At 62.9% G+C, this 14,691-nt stretch carries 15 protein-coding genes; 5 read left to right on the top strand and 10 right to left on the bottom strand.

The window, feature by feature from the left end; all coding sequences use genetic code 11:
* Positions 1 to 30 precede the first annotated feature (30 nt).
* Positions 31 to 267: a hypothetical protein gene (locus tag AC0L28_RS05345; RefSeq protein WP_091592244.1), complete on the top strand. Its 237-nt coding sequence runs from the start codon at positions 31 to 33 to the stop codon at positions 265 to 267.
* Between the two features lie 103 nt (positions 268 to 370).
* Here AC0L28_RS05345 and AC0L28_RS05340 read toward each other — a convergent pair whose 3' ends face one another.
* Positions 371 to 967 carry a L,D-transpeptidase family protein gene (locus tag AC0L28_RS05340; protein WP_287232845.1) on the bottom strand — a complete coding sequence of 199 codons (597 nt, stop codon included), beginning with the start codon at positions 965 to 967 and terminating at the stop codon, positions 371 to 373.
* A gap of 84 nt (positions 968 to 1,051) precedes the next feature.
* Here AC0L28_RS05340 and AC0L28_RS05335 point away from each other — a divergent pair, with 84 nt between their 5' ends.
* Both AC0L28_RS05335 and AC0L28_RS05330 read left to right on the top strand, forming a co-directional pair.
* Entirely contained in the window at positions 1,052 to 1,735 is a 684-nt protein-coding gene (locus AC0L28_RS05335) for a response regulator transcription factor (RefSeq protein WP_023800565.1), read from the top strand.
* Positions 1,736 to 1,967: 232 nt separating this feature from the next.
* Positions 1,968 to 2,423, top strand: coding sequence for a cyclic nucleotide-binding domain-containing protein (locus AC0L28_RS05330; RefSeq protein WP_023800566.1), 456 nt, complete (start codon positions 1,968 to 1,970; stop codon positions 2,421 to 2,423).
* Positions 2,424 to 2,636: 213 nt separating this feature from the next.
* Here the strand turns inward: AC0L28_RS05330 and AC0L28_RS05325 are convergent, their stop codons facing one another.
* From AC0L28_RS05325 to tesB, 6 genes are all read right to left on the bottom strand, one after another.
* Positions 2,637 to 3,443 (bottom strand): exodeoxyribonuclease III, encoded by an 807-nt coding sequence (locus AC0L28_RS05325; protein ID WP_027155918.1) that lies wholly within the window; start codon positions 3,441 to 3,443, stop codon positions 2,637 to 2,639.
* Between the two features lie 368 nt (positions 3,444 to 3,811).
* The gene (locus tag AC0L28_RS05320; protein ID WP_027155917.1) at positions 3,812 to 4,495 is read right to left on the bottom strand and encodes an outer-membrane lipoprotein carrier protein LolA; all 684 of its coding nucleotides are present in this window, start codon (positions 4,493 to 4,495) and stop codon (positions 3,812 to 3,814) included.
* A gap of 165 nt (positions 4,496 to 4,660) precedes the next feature.
* A complete protein-coding gene (locus AC0L28_RS05315; protein ID WP_287259424.1) occupies positions 4,661 to 7,309 on the bottom strand; it encodes an FtsK/SpoIIIE family DNA translocase in 2,649 nt (882 codons plus the stop codon).
* A gap of 371 nt (positions 7,310 to 7,680) precedes the next feature.
* Positions 7,681 to 9,108, bottom strand: a complete 1,428-nt coding sequence (locus AC0L28_RS05310) for an ammonium transporter (protein WP_473476024.1) — start codon at positions 9,106 to 9,108, stop codon at positions 7,681 to 7,683.
* Positions 9,109 to 9,139: 31 nt separating this feature from the next.
* A complete protein-coding gene (locus AC0L28_RS05305; RefSeq protein WP_023800571.1) occupies positions 9,140 to 9,478 on the bottom strand; it encodes a P-II family nitrogen regulator in 339 nt (112 codons plus the stop codon).
* A gap of 220 nt (positions 9,479 to 9,698) precedes the next feature.
* Positions 9,699 to 10,574, bottom strand: coding sequence for an acyl-CoA thioesterase II (gene tesB / locus AC0L28_RS05300; RefSeq protein ID WP_128173684.1), 876 nt, complete (start codon positions 10,572 to 10,574; stop codon positions 9,699 to 9,701).
* Between the two features lie 158 nt (positions 10,575 to 10,732).
* On the opposite strand from tesB, the gene AC0L28_RS05295 reads away from it, so the two are divergent.
* Positions 10,733 to 11,992: a ubiquinone biosynthesis hydroxylase gene (locus AC0L28_RS05295; RefSeq protein ID WP_128170437.1), complete on the top strand. Its 1,260-nt coding sequence runs from the start codon at positions 10,733 to 10,735 to the stop codon at positions 11,990 to 11,992.
* A 42-nt stretch (positions 11,993 to 12,034) separates the two neighbouring features.
* Here AC0L28_RS05295 and AC0L28_RS05290 read toward each other — a convergent pair whose 3' ends face one another.
* Complete coding sequence (locus AC0L28_RS05290) at positions 12,035 to 12,562, bottom strand: hypothetical protein (RefSeq protein ID WP_128177907.1); 528 nt, start codon at positions 12,560 to 12,562, stop codon at positions 12,035 to 12,037.
* A 111-nt stretch (positions 12,563 to 12,673) separates the two neighbouring features.
* Complete coding sequence (locus AC0L28_RS05285) at positions 12,674 to 13,030, bottom strand: YciI family protein (RefSeq protein ID WP_128177909.1); 357 nt, start codon at positions 13,028 to 13,030, stop codon at positions 12,674 to 12,676.
* A 412-nt stretch (positions 13,031 to 13,442) separates the two neighbouring features.
* Here AC0L28_RS05285 and AC0L28_RS05280 point away from each other — a divergent pair, with 412 nt between their 5' ends.
* Positions 13,443 to 13,868, top strand: coding sequence for an OsmC family protein (locus AC0L28_RS05280; protein ID WP_287067316.1), 426 nt, complete (start codon positions 13,443 to 13,445; stop codon positions 13,866 to 13,868).
* Between the two features lie 99 nt (positions 13,869 to 13,967).
* On the opposite strand, the gene AC0L28_RS05275 is transcribed toward AC0L28_RS05280, so the two are convergent.
* Positions 13,968 to 14,606, bottom strand: coding sequence for a YceH family protein (locus AC0L28_RS05275; protein WP_128177915.1), 639 nt, complete (start codon positions 14,604 to 14,606; stop codon positions 13,968 to 13,970).
* Between the last annotated feature and the right edge of the window lie 85 nt (positions 14,607 to 14,691).

Raw genomic sequence — 14,691 nt, 5'->3', positions numbered from 1 at the left:
ACTTGATGTCCGGAGAAGCCGGATTGCACCATGTCTCACATCGTCTTGAGTCCTGTAACCATCCGCCCGGCCTGGCTGCGCGCGGTGTCTGATTGGTTCCGCCATGCAAAAATGGCGGTCAACCTCCCGCCCGAGAACGTCGACGACCTTCCGGACCGGCAATTGCGCGACATCGGCGCCGAACGCAAGGATGTCGCGCGCGCGATGGACCGGGAACTCGGCCGGTTGGGTCTGCTCGACATCGGCTGGCAGAGGCCGCGGACGTAGGGGAGTAGGGGAGTAGGGGAGTAGGGGAGTACGAAAACGAAAGGAAGCGGCGCGTCCGCGCAATCCTACTGGCACTTTCTTCCTGCCCTATTCCCCTATTCCCCTACCTCACCACCCTCATCACCGTGCGGTCCGACAGCAGCGGCAGCAGCCGGGCCATCGTGCGTGCCGTCACCGCGACACAGCCCTGCGTCGGCGTGAAGTCGGGGCGCGCCAGATGAAAGAAGATGGCGCTGCCGCGTCCGCGGCGACGCGGCGCAATGTTCCAGTCGAGCACCAGGCAGGCGTCATAAAGGCGGTCGGCGCGCAGCATCCGCTCGTGGCTGGCGCCATAGGGAATCTTGACCGGACGGTTGTAGTTGCGGTCCTCAGGCACTTCGCACCAGCCGAGATCGCGACCGATCGGCGCCATCGCCAGCCGGGTTTTGCGGCCGCCGGGAAAATGATCGTTACGGAAATATCCCGACAGTATCCGCATCAACCCAAGCGGCGTGGCTCCATCGCCTTCGCGCTTGCCGGCCGATATGCCGCCGCGCCCCAGCGCACAGGAAAACACCAGTTTGCCAGCCTGCAGAAGTCCCTGGCTGGGGTGGCCGGGCCTGGCGCGCACGGTTAGAACACGAAGCCCTTTTCGCAAAAATGCGCTCGCCTCATTGCATGCGCGTTTTTTCTTGTATGATCGTGCCACGGAACAAATCATTGTGATCGGCTGTTGTGCCGGTCAGCTTCCGCATAAACAGGCAGCGGTCAACTGAATTTTCTTTTCAAAACAACGGATTGATCCATGACTTCACGCACCATTCTGATCGTCGATGACGATGACGACCTGCGCGGCACGCTCGTCGAGCAATTGTCTCTCTATGAAGAATTCGACGTCCTGCAGGAATCAACCGCCGCCAAAGGCATCGCCACGGCCCGCGGCGGCATCATCGATCTGCTCATCATGGATGTCGGCCTCCCCGACATGGATGGCCGAGAGGCGGTGAAGATGCTGCGCAAGGGCGGCTACAAGTCGCCTATCATCATGCTGACAGGACACGACACCGATTCCGACACGATTCTCGGCCTCGAAGCCGGCGCCAACGACTATGTGGTCAAGCCGTTCCGCTTCGCAGTTCTCCTGGCTCGCATCCGTGCCCAGCTTCGCCAGCATGAGCAGAGCGAAGACGCCACCTTTTCGGTTGGCCCCTACACGTTCAAGCCTAGCCAGAAGCTTCTGATCGACCAGCGCGGCGCCAAGGTGCGGCTGACCGAAAAGGAAGCCTCGATCATCAAATATCTCTATCGCGCCGACCAGAAGGTGGTGACGCGCGACGTGCTGCTCGAGGAAGTGTGGGGCTACAATTCCGGCGTCACCACGCACACGCTGGAAACCCATGTCTATCGGCTGCGCCAGAAGATCGAGCGCGATCCTTCCAACGCAGAAATTCTTGTGACAGAAAGTGGTGGCTACAAGCTGGTTCCTTAAATATTTAATCATTCAATCAGCGGTTAGGGGAGGCGCCGCTTTCGGGTACGATCCTGAGACTGGAGGTGGTTCTGGATTGAGCTCGCTGGCGCAACGGCCCAAAAACCCGATTCGTTTTTTGGAAAGCCCGATGCGTCGATTTCAAAGCGTTTAGAGCGTCCTTTGCCGCGTCCAAAGGAACGCTCGGCGCTCCAATGGAGGGATTGGACTGGCCGTTCGGGGACACAGCTAGATGGCGTTGGATGACGACATCCGCATCCTGTCCGCCGTGAGGCTCTTCGAGAGCTTCACCGAGGAACAGCTGCGTCTGCTCGCCTTTGGCGCGGAAACCACCAGGCTGCAGGCCGACCACAAGCTTTACCGCGAGGACGACGAGGCCGATTGCGCCTATATCGTGGTCAGCGGGCGCATCGTGCTGTATCGCGAGCAGGATGGTGCCCGTGTCCCGATAGGCACGGCCGGCCCCGGTACGATGCTGAGCGAACTGGCGCTGATCGCCGACACCAACCGGCTGACCAGCGCATCCGCCGAGATCGATTCGGAAGTGCTGCGGCTCAGCCGCAAGATGTTCCACCGCATCCTGGAGGAATACCCCGATATCGCGGTCCACCTGCACCAGCGCATCTCCGAGGATTTTCTGGCAATGATCCGCCGCATCGAGAAGCTGGCGCCGCGTTTCGACGACTGACACCGGATGCTTTTGCAACTCGCTCTCGCAACAGACCGTGAAAGCCAGTCGGATCAGGGGCGACAGGGGCTGAGGCGTGTCGAGATTCAGATCAGGCCGAGCCGAGAATGGTGGGATCCGAGAACCGGAGCGGAGCGTACTTTTGGGTACGTGAGCACCGGAAGCGCAGGAAACCGTCATTCGCAGGCCGGCCTCATCTGAATATCGATACACCTAATCCAGGTCGAACCGCGCTATGACCGGCACATGGTCCGACGGCCGTTGCCAGCCGCGCGCCGGCCGCAGGATCTCGTAGCCGGCAAAGCTCGGCACCAGGTTCGGCGACGACCAGACATGGTCGAGCCGCCGGCCGCGATCCGACGCTTGCCAATCCTGCGCGCGATAGCTCCACCAGGTGTAGAGCTTCTGCTCGTAAGGCACGTTGAGCCGCATCAGGTCGACCCAGTCGCCGGCGAGCCGCATCGCCTCGAAATTTTCCGTCTCGACCGGCGTATGGCTGACCACTTTCAGGAGCTGCTTGTGCGACCAGACATCGTGCTCGAGCGGCGCGATGTTGAGGTCACCGACCAGGATCGAGCCGGACACTTCGTCGTGCTCGGCGCGGATGGCGTTCATTTCGGCGACGAAATCCAGCTTGTGCTTGAACTTGCGGTTGATAACTGGGTCGGGCTCGTCGCCGCCGGCCGGAACATAGAAATTGTGCAGCAGGATCGCCTTGCCGCCGGCCCGCACGGTGACCGACAGATGTCGGCAGTCCTCGATCTCGCAGAAGCGGCGCTTTTCGACAATCGCGATCGGCCGGCGCGCCACTGTCGCCACGCCGTGATAGCCCTTCTGGCCGTGGAAGGCGATGTGCTGATAGCCGAGCTTGCGAAACGCCTTCTCGGGAAACAGTTCGTCCGGAACTTTGGTTTCCTGCAGGCAGAGCACGTCCGGTGCCTGTTCGACAAGCAGGCGTTCGACGAGCGGCATGCGCAGGCGGACGGAATTGATGTTCCAGGTCGCGATCGAAAAGGGCATGTTTGGGATTCCGGGACAGCGCAAGGTCCGCCAGATGGCTCCGACGGGAACGAGGTCTTCCAAGTCAATCCCGGAAACTACTGCCAGCCGCCCACCGCAAAAACAAGCCGGCAGCGGTTGGCCGGGCCTGTTGATGTCATGGTCGACCTCGGCGCCGCCCCTCATCGCCCTACCGGGCACTTCTCCCCGTATAGTGACGGGGAGAAGGGGCTGACCTCACCCTTGGCGCTCGTTTTGCTACGCTGACAATTGGTTGGCGAAATCATTCATGAAGGGTCCCCTCTCCCCGTCCCTATACGGGGAGAGGATGCCGGCAGGCAGGTGAGGGGCAGCACCAACGCCTGGAACCTTCCGACAGCGTTGGCGACCTACCGCGACTTGGTGTTCAGTTCGCGGTTGGCCGTATAGTCGATGGCAAAAGTGTCGGGGGCGAAGCTTACGCCTTCCCTGACGTTGAAGATCATCACCGTCGTGTCCTTGCCTTGCGCGTCGGTAATCGTCCATTGGCGCAATTCGTAGGTTTTCGGATCGAACATCATGGTGATCTTCGAACTGCCGAACACCGATTTGTCGGCGAGTTGGATGGTGGTGACGTCGTTCTCTTCCTTGACGCTTTTGACGCGGCCGCCGGAGAGGTCGATCCTGGTGTCGAGCAGCAGCTTGAGCGGCGTTTTCGACAGTGGGTAGAGATCGGACGTTTTCAGCCGCTTGTTCAGGATGACCACCGACTTGCCGTCGGAAATCACCCGGAAATTCGACGTCCCATCATAGTTGAAGCGTATCTTGCCCGGCCGTTCCAGAAAGAACTTGCCGCCGGTCTGCTCGCCCTTGGGTCCGAACTGCACGAATTCGCCGGCCATCGATTTGACCGAGGAAAAATGGTCGGCGATCTTCTGCGCGGTGGCTGGCACCGCCGCTTGCGCCGACGCCAGCAACTGGACCCCGGGCACGACATTGATGGCCGCGGCGCCGGCCAGGACCAGACCGAGGCCAAGCAGTTGGCGGCGGGTCGGGGCAAAATCGCTGATCGTGGCGAAAGAAGAGTTTTTCATGCCGGTTACTCTCGTCTGGTTCATCTGTTGTCGCAGTGTTTGGCCCCCCAGTTGGGCTTAAGTTTGGCGGCCGAACAGCGCTTGGTCGTTGCAAACGCGCCAGAAGGTTCAAAGTTGCTGCCGTCAGGTTGCAGCCGCGAAAATCCCGTCGGCTTGGCGAGCGGATCAGAACTTGTCGTCCTCCGTCGGCACCAGAATTTCGCGTTTTCCGGCATGGTTGGCCGGGCCGACAATGCCTTCCTTCTCCATCTTCTCGATGATCGAGGCGGCGCGGTTGTAGCCGATGCCGAGCCGGCGCTGGATGTAGCTGGTCGAGGCCTTGCCGTCACGCAGCACCACCGCAACCGCCTGGTCGTAGGGATCGTCGGAATCCTCGAAATTGCCGCCGCCACCGCCCGAGCCACCCTTGCCCGACGGCTCGTCGTCGTCCTCGTCGTCATCCTCGGTAATGGCATCGAGATATTCCGGCACGCCCTGCAGCTTCAGATGCGCGACAATCTTCTCGACCTCGTCATCGGAAACGAAGGGACCGTGCACGCGCTGGATGCGGCCGCCGCCGGCCATGTAGAGCATGTCGCCCATGCCGAGCAGCTGTTCGGCGCCCTGCTCGCCCAGAATGGTGCGGCTGTCGATCTTCGACGTCACCTGGAAGGAGATGCGGGTCGGGAAGTTGGCCTTGATCGTGCCGGTGATGACGTCGACCGACGGCCGCTGCGTCGCCATGATGACGTGGATGCCGGCAGCGCGCGCCATCTGCGCGAGGCGCTGCACCGCGCCTTCGATGTCCTTGCCGGCGACCATCATCAAATCGGCCATCTCGTCGATGATGACGACGATGTAGGGCATTGGCTCGAGATCGAGGTTTTCCGTCTCATAGACCGCTTCGCCGGTCTGCCGGTCGAAGCCGGTCTGCACGGTGCGCGAGATTTTTTCGCCCTTCTTCTCGGCCTGCTGCACCCGCGCGTTGAAACCGTCGATGTTGCGGACGCCGACCTTCGACATTTTGCGGTAGCGGTCCTCCATCTCGCGCACAGTCCATTTCAGCGCCACCACCGCCTTCTTCGGATCGGTGACGACAGGCGTCAAAAGATGCGGGATGCCGTCATAGACCGAGAGCTCGAGCATTTTCGGGTCGATCATGATCAGCCGGCAGTCCTGCGGCGTCAGTCGATAGAGCAGCGACAGGATCATGGTGTTGATGGCGACCGACTTGCCCGAGCCGGTGGTGCCGGCGACCAGCACGTGCGGCATTTTGGCGATGTCGACGATGACCGCCTCGCCATTGATGGTCTTGCCAAGCGCCAGCGCCAGCTTGGCCTTGGTGGTCTCGAAATCTCGGCTGGCCATGATTTCCCTGAGATAGACGGTCTCGCGCTTGGCGTTCGGCAGTTCGATGCCGATGGCGTTGCGGCCCGGCACCACGGCGACGCGGCAGGCGATCGCGCTCATCGAGCGGGCGATGTCGTCAGACAGGCCGATGACCCGCGACGATTTGATGCCGGGCGCCGGCTCCAACTCGTAAAGCGTGACGACCGGGCCGGGGCGGACATGGATGATCTCGCCCTTGACGCCGAAATCCTCCAGCACGCCTTCGAGCAGGCGGGCATTCTGCTCGAGCGCGTCCTTGGACAGGCTGGCGTCGCGCACGACGTTCTTCGGCTCGGACAGGAAATGCAGCGACGGCATTTCGAATTGTTCGGAGCCGATCAGCGAGGACTGCGCTTCGCGCTGGACACGCGCGCCCGGAACCGGCCGCGGCGCCGGCGCCGCGACGCGTGTGGCGGCATCGGAACGGAACGGCTGCACCTTCGCATTGGGCGCAGCGGCGCGCCGGCCCGCGGGCTCCGGCGCAAAATCCATGTCATCGTCATCGTCAAAAACATCGGCGTCGTCGGGATCGAGCGAGGCGCTGCGGTCGTTGACCATGGCGGCGAAGAATTCCGGCTCGACGCGGGCGCGGCCATCGGCACTCATCCGCGATTCGGCGAATTCGGCCGATTCGACCCGTTCGGCAGCGCGCCGCCAGGCGCTGGCGCGCGGCTCCGGTTCGAAATCGTCGCGCTCGCGGCGGCGGGCGGCGCGGCGGCGGAGATAGGCCCGCAACGATAGCCACCAATGCGTGATCGCGCCTAGCGCCAGAATGCCCTCGTCGCCCTCGTCCTCATCATTGTCGAAAAGCAGGTCGTCCTGGTCCCTCGGATCGGCTGCGGCCGGTTGCTCCAGGACGGCGAAACCATTCCTGCGTGCAATCAGCGCCGAGCCGTAGGCAAACAGCCACAGTGCCGGCGCGGCCAGGAGCACGGCGAGCACACTGGCGATGAGACCGGTCGGATAGCCGCCGACGACGAGCCCGGGAATCTTGAGCACCATGTCGCCGAACACGCCGCCGAGACCGGTCGGCAGCGGCCAGGTCTTGGGCGGCACCACGCAGCCGGCCATGGCCGCGGCAAGCACCGCGTAGCCGAACCAGGCGAGCCCGCGCTTCGGCAGCCTGTCGACGCCGCGTGCCGAAAACAGCAGAGATCCCCACACCACCGCCGGCACCAGCGCCGCGACCGCAGCAAGGCCGAAGAACTGCATGGCCAGGTCGGAGAAGACAGCGCCCACATAGCCCATGGCGTTGGTGACGATGTTGTCGGTGGCATGGGAGAAGCTTGGGTCGGCGACATTCCAGGTGGCGAGACTGGCGACGCCGAAGGCGACCAGCGCAAACAGGCCGGCGCCGAGCAGCCGGCCGACCTGACGCCGCGCGAACGCCCTGATGCCGTGCTCCGTATCGGCCAGCGCAAGCGGTGCTGAAGCCCCTGAACGCATTCGTCGTTCCCCGTCTGTCTTGGACTGGCCGGACGCATGACGCACTCCGGCAGATTCGGATGCCAGACTATCGGCGGGAAGGTTAAGGCCGCATTAACCATGGGTGCGTGCCGGCGCTCCCCGAGTGGAAACCAGTCACACAAATGGCGGGCACGCTGGCCCGGCCGATGTTTCATCGCCCAAGATCGATCAGGCGCCCGATCAAGCGATTGTGACCGAGCCTAGACTGCCACCGGCGCGGCATCGCACGAAAAAGAGGCCCGGAACCGGTCCGGGCCTCAATGCGTGAGCCCTTTTCAGGAGCGTCACGACGGGAGGGAAGGTGTTGGGCGACCGAGGCCGCCCCAGACAAGACCCACAGCCGGCCAGGCTTACGGGTGATAGGCCGCTTCGCCATGCGCGGTGAGGTCGAGCCCTTCGCGCTCTGCATCGGCTGTCGGGCGCAAGCCTACGATCATATCGACGATCTTGTAGAGGATGGCGCTGCCGATGCCCGACCACAGGACGGTTACCAGGACACCCTTGAACTGCGACCACAGCTGGGTCGCCGTGCCGGCATAGCCGGCGGCGAAGTCGGCCGTCGAATAGTCGACGATGCCGGCGCCGCCGAGGGCGGGGTTGACCAGGATGCCGGTGCCGAGTGCGCCGATGATGCCGCCGACGCAGTGGATGCCGAAGACATCGAGGCTGTCGTCGTAGCCGAACTTGTTCTTCACGACCGAAACGAAGAAGTAACAGACGCAGCTGGCGACGATGCCGAGCACGATGACGCCCATCGGTCCGCCAAAGCCGGCGGCGGGCGTGACGGCGACAAGTCCGGTAATAGCGCCCGAAACCGCGCCAAGCATGGAGGCTTTGCCGCGCAGCAGCGTTTCAAGCACGATCCAGGTCACTGCCGCCGCGGCTGTGGCGACGAAGGTGTTGACCATGGCCAGCACCGCATAGGCGTTGGCTTCGAGGTTCGAACCGGCATTGAAGCCGAACCAGCCTACCCACAGCAGCGACGCGCCGACCATGGTCAGTGTCATCGAATGCGGCGCCATGACGTCCTTGTTGTAGCCGATGCGCTTGCCGATCATCAGCGCGCCGACAAGGCCGGCGATGCCCGCATTGATGTGGACGACGGTGCCGCCGGCGAAGTCGATGGCGCCGAAGCTGAAGATGAGCCCCGACGGGTCGCTGTAAGCGCTCGGGCCGCCCCAGAACCAGACCATATGCGCGATCGGGAAGTAGACGAATGTGACCCACAGGATGGTGAAAAGGATCACGGCCGAAAACTTGACGCGTTCGGCGAAGGCGCCGACGATCAGGGCGGGCGTGATGCAGGCGAAGCTCATCTGGAAGATGACGAACACCAGCTCAGGAATGGCGACGCCCTTGGTAAAAGTTTCCGACACCGTCGTCACGTCGACGCCGGCGAGAAACATCTTGGAAAGGCCGCCGACGAAGGCGTTGCCGGGGGTGAAGGCAAGGCTGTAGCCGTAGAAAACCCAGACGATCATGACCACGCTGGTGATGGTGAAGACCTGCATCAGCACCGACAGCATATTCTTGGCGCGAACCAGGCCGCCGTAGAAAAGGGCAAGGCCGGGAATGGTCATCAGCAGCACCAGGATGGTGGAGATCATCATCCACGTCGTGTCGCCCTTGTCGACGGTAAAGGCCGGCGCTGCTGGCGCGGCCGGTGCGGCCGGCGCCGCTTCCTGCGCGAATGCGGCGACCGTGCCCAGCGCTGCGATAGCGAGTGAGCCTAGCAGCGCGGTGCGCGCCACCGACTTCAAAGTAGAAGGAATATTCATTGAACTCTCCATTGGAATACGTTTCCGCAGCTCAAAGCGCGTCGGTGTCTGTTTCGCCGGTGCGAATGCGCACCGCCTGGTCGATGCCGAAAACGAAGATCTTGCCGTCGCCGATCTGACCGGTCTTGGCCGCCGCAGTGATGGCTTCGACGGCCTTGTCGACCATGTCCAGGCCGACCGCGACTTCGATCTTGATCTTCGGCAGGAAGCTGACCGCGTATTCCGCCCCGCGATAGATTTCCGTGTGTCCCTTCTGACGCCCGTAGCCTTTGACTTCGGTGACGGTCAGGCCCTGGATGCCGACTGCGGTGAGCGCTTCGCGCACCTCGTCGAGCTTGAACGGCTTGATGATTGCCATCACGATTTTCATAAGGTTTCACCCTTTACTGTTGCGGGTCCCCCGCGTTTGCATGACTTCGCCGATCCCCATGAGAGCCGGAGAGTGCCCGCTAGGATTCAAGCTCCGTGCCAGTTGCCGAAGCAGGGTGTTAAGCTGCTGTTAAATAACGACTTGGGGAAGGTTTGTCGGCTGACTGTTCATAGTCGCGGCAGCGCAGCTGATTAAAAAGTAGGCAATTTTGCAAAATTGCCTATTCCGCGGGCGGCCGCTTCAGCCTGATGAGGCCTTCCTGGGCAACCGAGGCGATCAACGTGCCGTCGCGGGCAAACAGCGACCCGCGCGTGAACCCCCGCGACCCTTGCGTCGACGGGCTGTCCTGCGTGTAGAGCATCCAGTCGTCGAGTGGATGGCTGCGATGGAACCACATGGCGTGATCGAGGCTCGCCGCCTGGATGTCGCTATCGAAGATGGCGCGGCCATGCGCAAAGGTCGAGGTATCGAGCAGCGTCATGTCGGAAAGATAGGCAAGCACTGCCGCCTGCGTGGCGCGATCGCCCGGAACCGGGCCGGTCGTGCGGATCCAGATGTTCTGCTTCGGCTCCAGCTTCTCCCGGCTGGTGTAATGCTCCAGCATCACCGGCTTCATCTCGATCGGCCGGTCACGCTCCCAGTAGCGCCTGATGCCGTCGGGCACGGCCGCGCCGAACTTGCCGATCAATTCGCGCTGCGACAGCAATGTGTCGGGCGCCGGCACGTCCAGCGGCATCGGCACCTGGTGCTCGAGACCGACCTCGTCCTGCTGGAACGAGGCTTCCAGCGAAAAGATCGCCTGGCCGTGCTGGACCGCCACGACGCGGCGCGTGGTGAAGGAGCCGCCGTCGCGGATGCGGTCGACCTGGTAGATGATCGGCACCTTGGTGTCGCCCGGCCGCATGAAATAGCCGTGCAGCGAATGGACGTGGCGTTCGGGCTCGACCGTTCGCTGGGCTGCGACCAGCGCCTGGGCGATGGTCTGGCCGCCGAAGACACGCTGCCAGTCGAGTTTGGGGCTGCGACCACGGTACAGGTTGTGTTCCAGCTGCTCGAGGTCGAGAATGCCGAGAAGCTCGTCCATGGCCGCCGTCATGTTTCGCGCCCTCGTGTCGTTTTGATTCCGAAGTTCGCCTTAATTTCGATATTTCACTCGAAGCGAGCTTCAGAAGCCGCAAAAGTGTTATGGCGGTTTCCGACAGGAATGACGGGCAGTCAAGGCCGGAAAGGAATTTGGCCGGAAAGGAATTTGCCATGCTCGACAAGGCGGATGCAAAAAACCGAACCGCGCTCGACATTCTGGTCGCCGGCGCCGGCTATGTCGGCCTTGCCGCCGCCGTATCGCTGAAACAGGCACGACCGAGCCTGGCGGTCGCTGTCGTCGACGCCGCGCCCGCCGGCATCTGGCAAAAGGACGGCCGCGCCTCGGCGATCGCCGCTGCCGCTTGCCGCATGCTCGACCAACTCGGCGTCTGGGCCGAAATCGCCCCCGAGGCGCAGGCGATCACCGAGATGATCGTCACCGATTCGCGCGCTTCCGATCCGCTGCGCCCGGTGTTTCTCACGTTCGATGGCGAGGTCGCGCCTGGCGAAGCGTTTGCGCATATGGTCGCCAACAGGGATTTGAACGGCGCCTTGCGCCGGCGCGCTGAAACACTCGGCATCGACATCATCGAAGGCGTCGCCGTCAGTGCCTTCGACGTCAACGGTGCCGGCATCACCGTGCATCTTGCCGACGGCGCGACGCTGAAGGCGCGGCTGCTGATCGCCGCCGACGGCGTCAACTCGAAGCTGCGCGACATGGCCGGCATTAAGACGGTGAAATGGGACTACGGCCAGTCCGGCATCGTCTGCACCGTCGCGCATGAACGGCCGCATAATGGCCGCGCCGAAGAGCATTTTCTGCCAGCCGGCCCGTTCGCCACGCTGCCGCTCAAGTCGGACAAGGACGGCACCCACCGCTCGTCGATCGTCTGGGTCGAGCGGTCGGAAGACGCCGAAAAACTGGTCGACGGCGACGACCTCGTCTTCGAGCACGAGCTGGAACAGCGGTTTGGCCTGAAGCTCGGCGAAATTCGCGTCGCCGACAGGCCGCGCGCCTGGCCACTCGGCCTGACCATCGCCCGCGATTTCGTCGCGCCGCGCATTGCGCTCGCCGGCGACGCCGCCCACGGCATCCACCCGATCGCCGGCCAGGGCCTCAATCTCGGTTTCAAGGATGTCGCGGCATTGGCCGAAGTGGTGGTCGAGGCCGACCGGCTCGGCCAGGATGTCGGTGCGCTCGACGTGCTCGAACGCTACCAGCAGTGGCGGCGCTTCGACACGCTGCAGATGGGCATCACCACCGATGTCCTGAACCGTCTGTTTTCCAACGACATCGGCCCGTTGCGCGCCGTCCGCGACATCGGCCTCGGTCTCGTCGAACGCATGCCGCGGCTGAAGGATTTCTTCATCCGCCAGGCGTCCGGTCTGTCCGGCGACACGCCGAAACTGCTCAAGGGCGAGGCGATCTGAACCCGACTGACGGGCCGGCATCACCTGAATATCAGCACACCCTTAGTTGACCTCGAAGCCGAGCTTCTGGCGCAGCCGCAGTATCCTCTGGTCGGATATTTTTAGGGGTTGCTCACCAGCCTGCGCCGCGCGGTTCACCATCTGCAGCAAATCGTTTCGCTCAGTCACATCGAGACGTTCGCGCAGGAACGGCGCCAGTTTGTCGATGACGATCGTGGCATCGTCGATCTGGGACGCCGCCCATTTGGCGTAGACCACGGCCTCATCGGTCTTCTTGTCGTCTGCAATCTCCGAAATCACCGACCGAATCACGGCTTCGCGCTGCGACAGGACAGGGCCGTTCTCGGCAATGATGGCGGTGATCAGCGTCGCGGCCGCCACGACCGGATCGTCGATCGCCGTCAGCGGTGAGAGCGCCGCCTGCTTGCGCAACCTCTTGCGCCGAATGTTGCCTTGCACACGCCCGACGACGTCCGCGACCTCGCGCGCCGCATCGTTCATGGCCTTCATCCGATACCACCAGAACGCCGCCACTCCCAACAGCCCAATTGCAGCAATCAGTATATGCATGCCCGAAATCCCCAACCTCAACGACGATAGGAGAAGTGCTGTTTCGCTTCAACACGCAAAAGTTGCGCCCGCCGAAGAAATTGATTCCGCCGGACGCAAACGGAATAATGTTCAGGATCCCGGTACGCTGTAGATCGCCCTGACCTCGATCGTGCCGATTTCGGCCAGCGGGATCCCGCCGGCGATCTCCAGCGCCTCGTCGAGATCCGCCGCCTCGATCATGACGAAGCCGAGCAATTGCTCCTTGGTCTCGGCGAAGGGACCATCGGTGATCAGCCGCCTGCCCTTGCGCCGGCGCACGGTTTTAGAGGTTTTTACCGATTGCAGCGCCTGCGCGATGATCAGCCGGCCGCTTTGCTCCACCGATTTGTCATAGGCCAGCGAGTCGGCGTCGAGCCTGGCCAGCCTTTCCGGGCTCATTGCGTAAAGGTCTTTTTCCTCACCATAAACCAGGCAAACATATTTCATCTCTCATCTTCCTTGTTGGGACGAACTGTTCGCGACCAAGGTCCCAGCCGGGCTTTTGACCGCCGCATGATCGAGAAGGGATACCGCAACCCCTATCATGGCGACCGCAGCAAGCAGTCGACCGAAACCGCAAGGTTGCCGAGCCAACCAGTCGGCTTCCTGTTCAGCCGCCTTTCGGCCAGTGTCTCTCCAGTGAGCAGAAAACAGATTATCCATGGTGTCCTCCATTCGGCCACGAAACCCGTGGCCGCCCGCAGGACGGCCGAGGCAGATGGAAGTCGACATTTTTGCACGCGGATTTTTTTTTACGCGTCGCCATTGGCGCGAAAGCACGGGTGGCCTTCGTGCCCGCGCGCGCTATAGTCGACCAGACGCCGATCACGGCTCAGCCACCACAATCAAGGAGGACTTCATGGACCGCACCGCAAACGCCGTCTGGAAAGGCAATCTGAAAGAGGGCAAGGGCACGCTCGACACGCAGAGCGCGGCCCTGAAAGCCACGCCCTACTCGTTCAAGGCGCGGTTCGAGGATGAAAGCGGCAAGGCCGGCACCAATCCGGAGGAACTCATCGCCGCCGCGCATGCCGGCTGCTACGCCATGCAGTTCTCTCACTTCCTGGCCGAGAACGGCACCCCCGCCACCGAACTCGACGCCAAGGCGGTGGTGACGCTGGTTCCTGGCACGGGGATCACAGGCAGCGCGCTCACCGTGGTCGGCAAGGTGCCGGGCATCGATGCGGCGAAGTTCCAGGAGCTGGCCGAGAAGGCCAAGGCCGAATGCCCGGTCTCGAAGGCGCTCGGCGCCATAAAGGTTTCGCTCGACGCCAAGCTCGGCTGAGCAGATGGCATGAGGTGATAAACGCCCGCTCCAAGGCCGGCGTTTTCATTTGTGGGGCGTAGGCGATCCTTCACGTCCCTCCAACACCTCAAAAGGTCATCAGCGTCCGTCGCCGGTCAGCGCGTCGATGCGTGCGCGCATCTGTGCGACCTCTTCCTCGAGAGCCTGCACGCGCGCTTCGAGATCCGAGGCCGGCGAAGACGCTTGCAAGGGCGCTGCGGCAGCCGACAGCTGCACCGGCCCGCCCAGGAGATGCACATAGCGGTCCTCACGCTGGCCGGGACCACGATCGATCTGCTGAACGAGCGGCGGCTTGCGGCCGATCAACAGGTCGAGGTTGCTGCGAAGCTCGTCGATGGAGGGCAATCGCGCCATGCGCTCGCTTCGCGCCAGCAATTCATAGGCGGTTTGCGGACCGCGCAGCAACAGCAGCCCAAGCAGCGCAATCTGCGCCGAGGTCAGCGAAAAGCGCTGCGCGACGACATGCTCGTAGCGCTCGACACGCGAGGCAAAGACCTGCCTGACCAGCCCCTTGTGCTCGAGTTGGCCAAGCGCTCGTCTCACCTCGACAAGCTCGACCGACATCACCGGCTCGCGCGCCGTCTTCTGGTTGGCGGCGGCAAGTGCCGCATTGAGCGTCAGCGGGTAGATGTCGGGCGTCAGTTCCTTCTTTTCGATCAGGCAACCGAGCACGCGCGCTTCGAGGGGAGAGAGGATGGGGAGTTCGGTATCGGTCATGGGTCGGCTATCCTTTGAAGTCGGCGGGACAGCGCCGGCGCGAAGGATCACTACCGACGAGATGATCCCTGCAGCAACTCGTCCG

The organism is Mesorhizobium sp. WSM4847, assembly GCF_055811335.1.
Note: the sequence above shows the minus strand (reverse complement) of the source record. Positions and strands in the feature narration are given on the sequence as shown.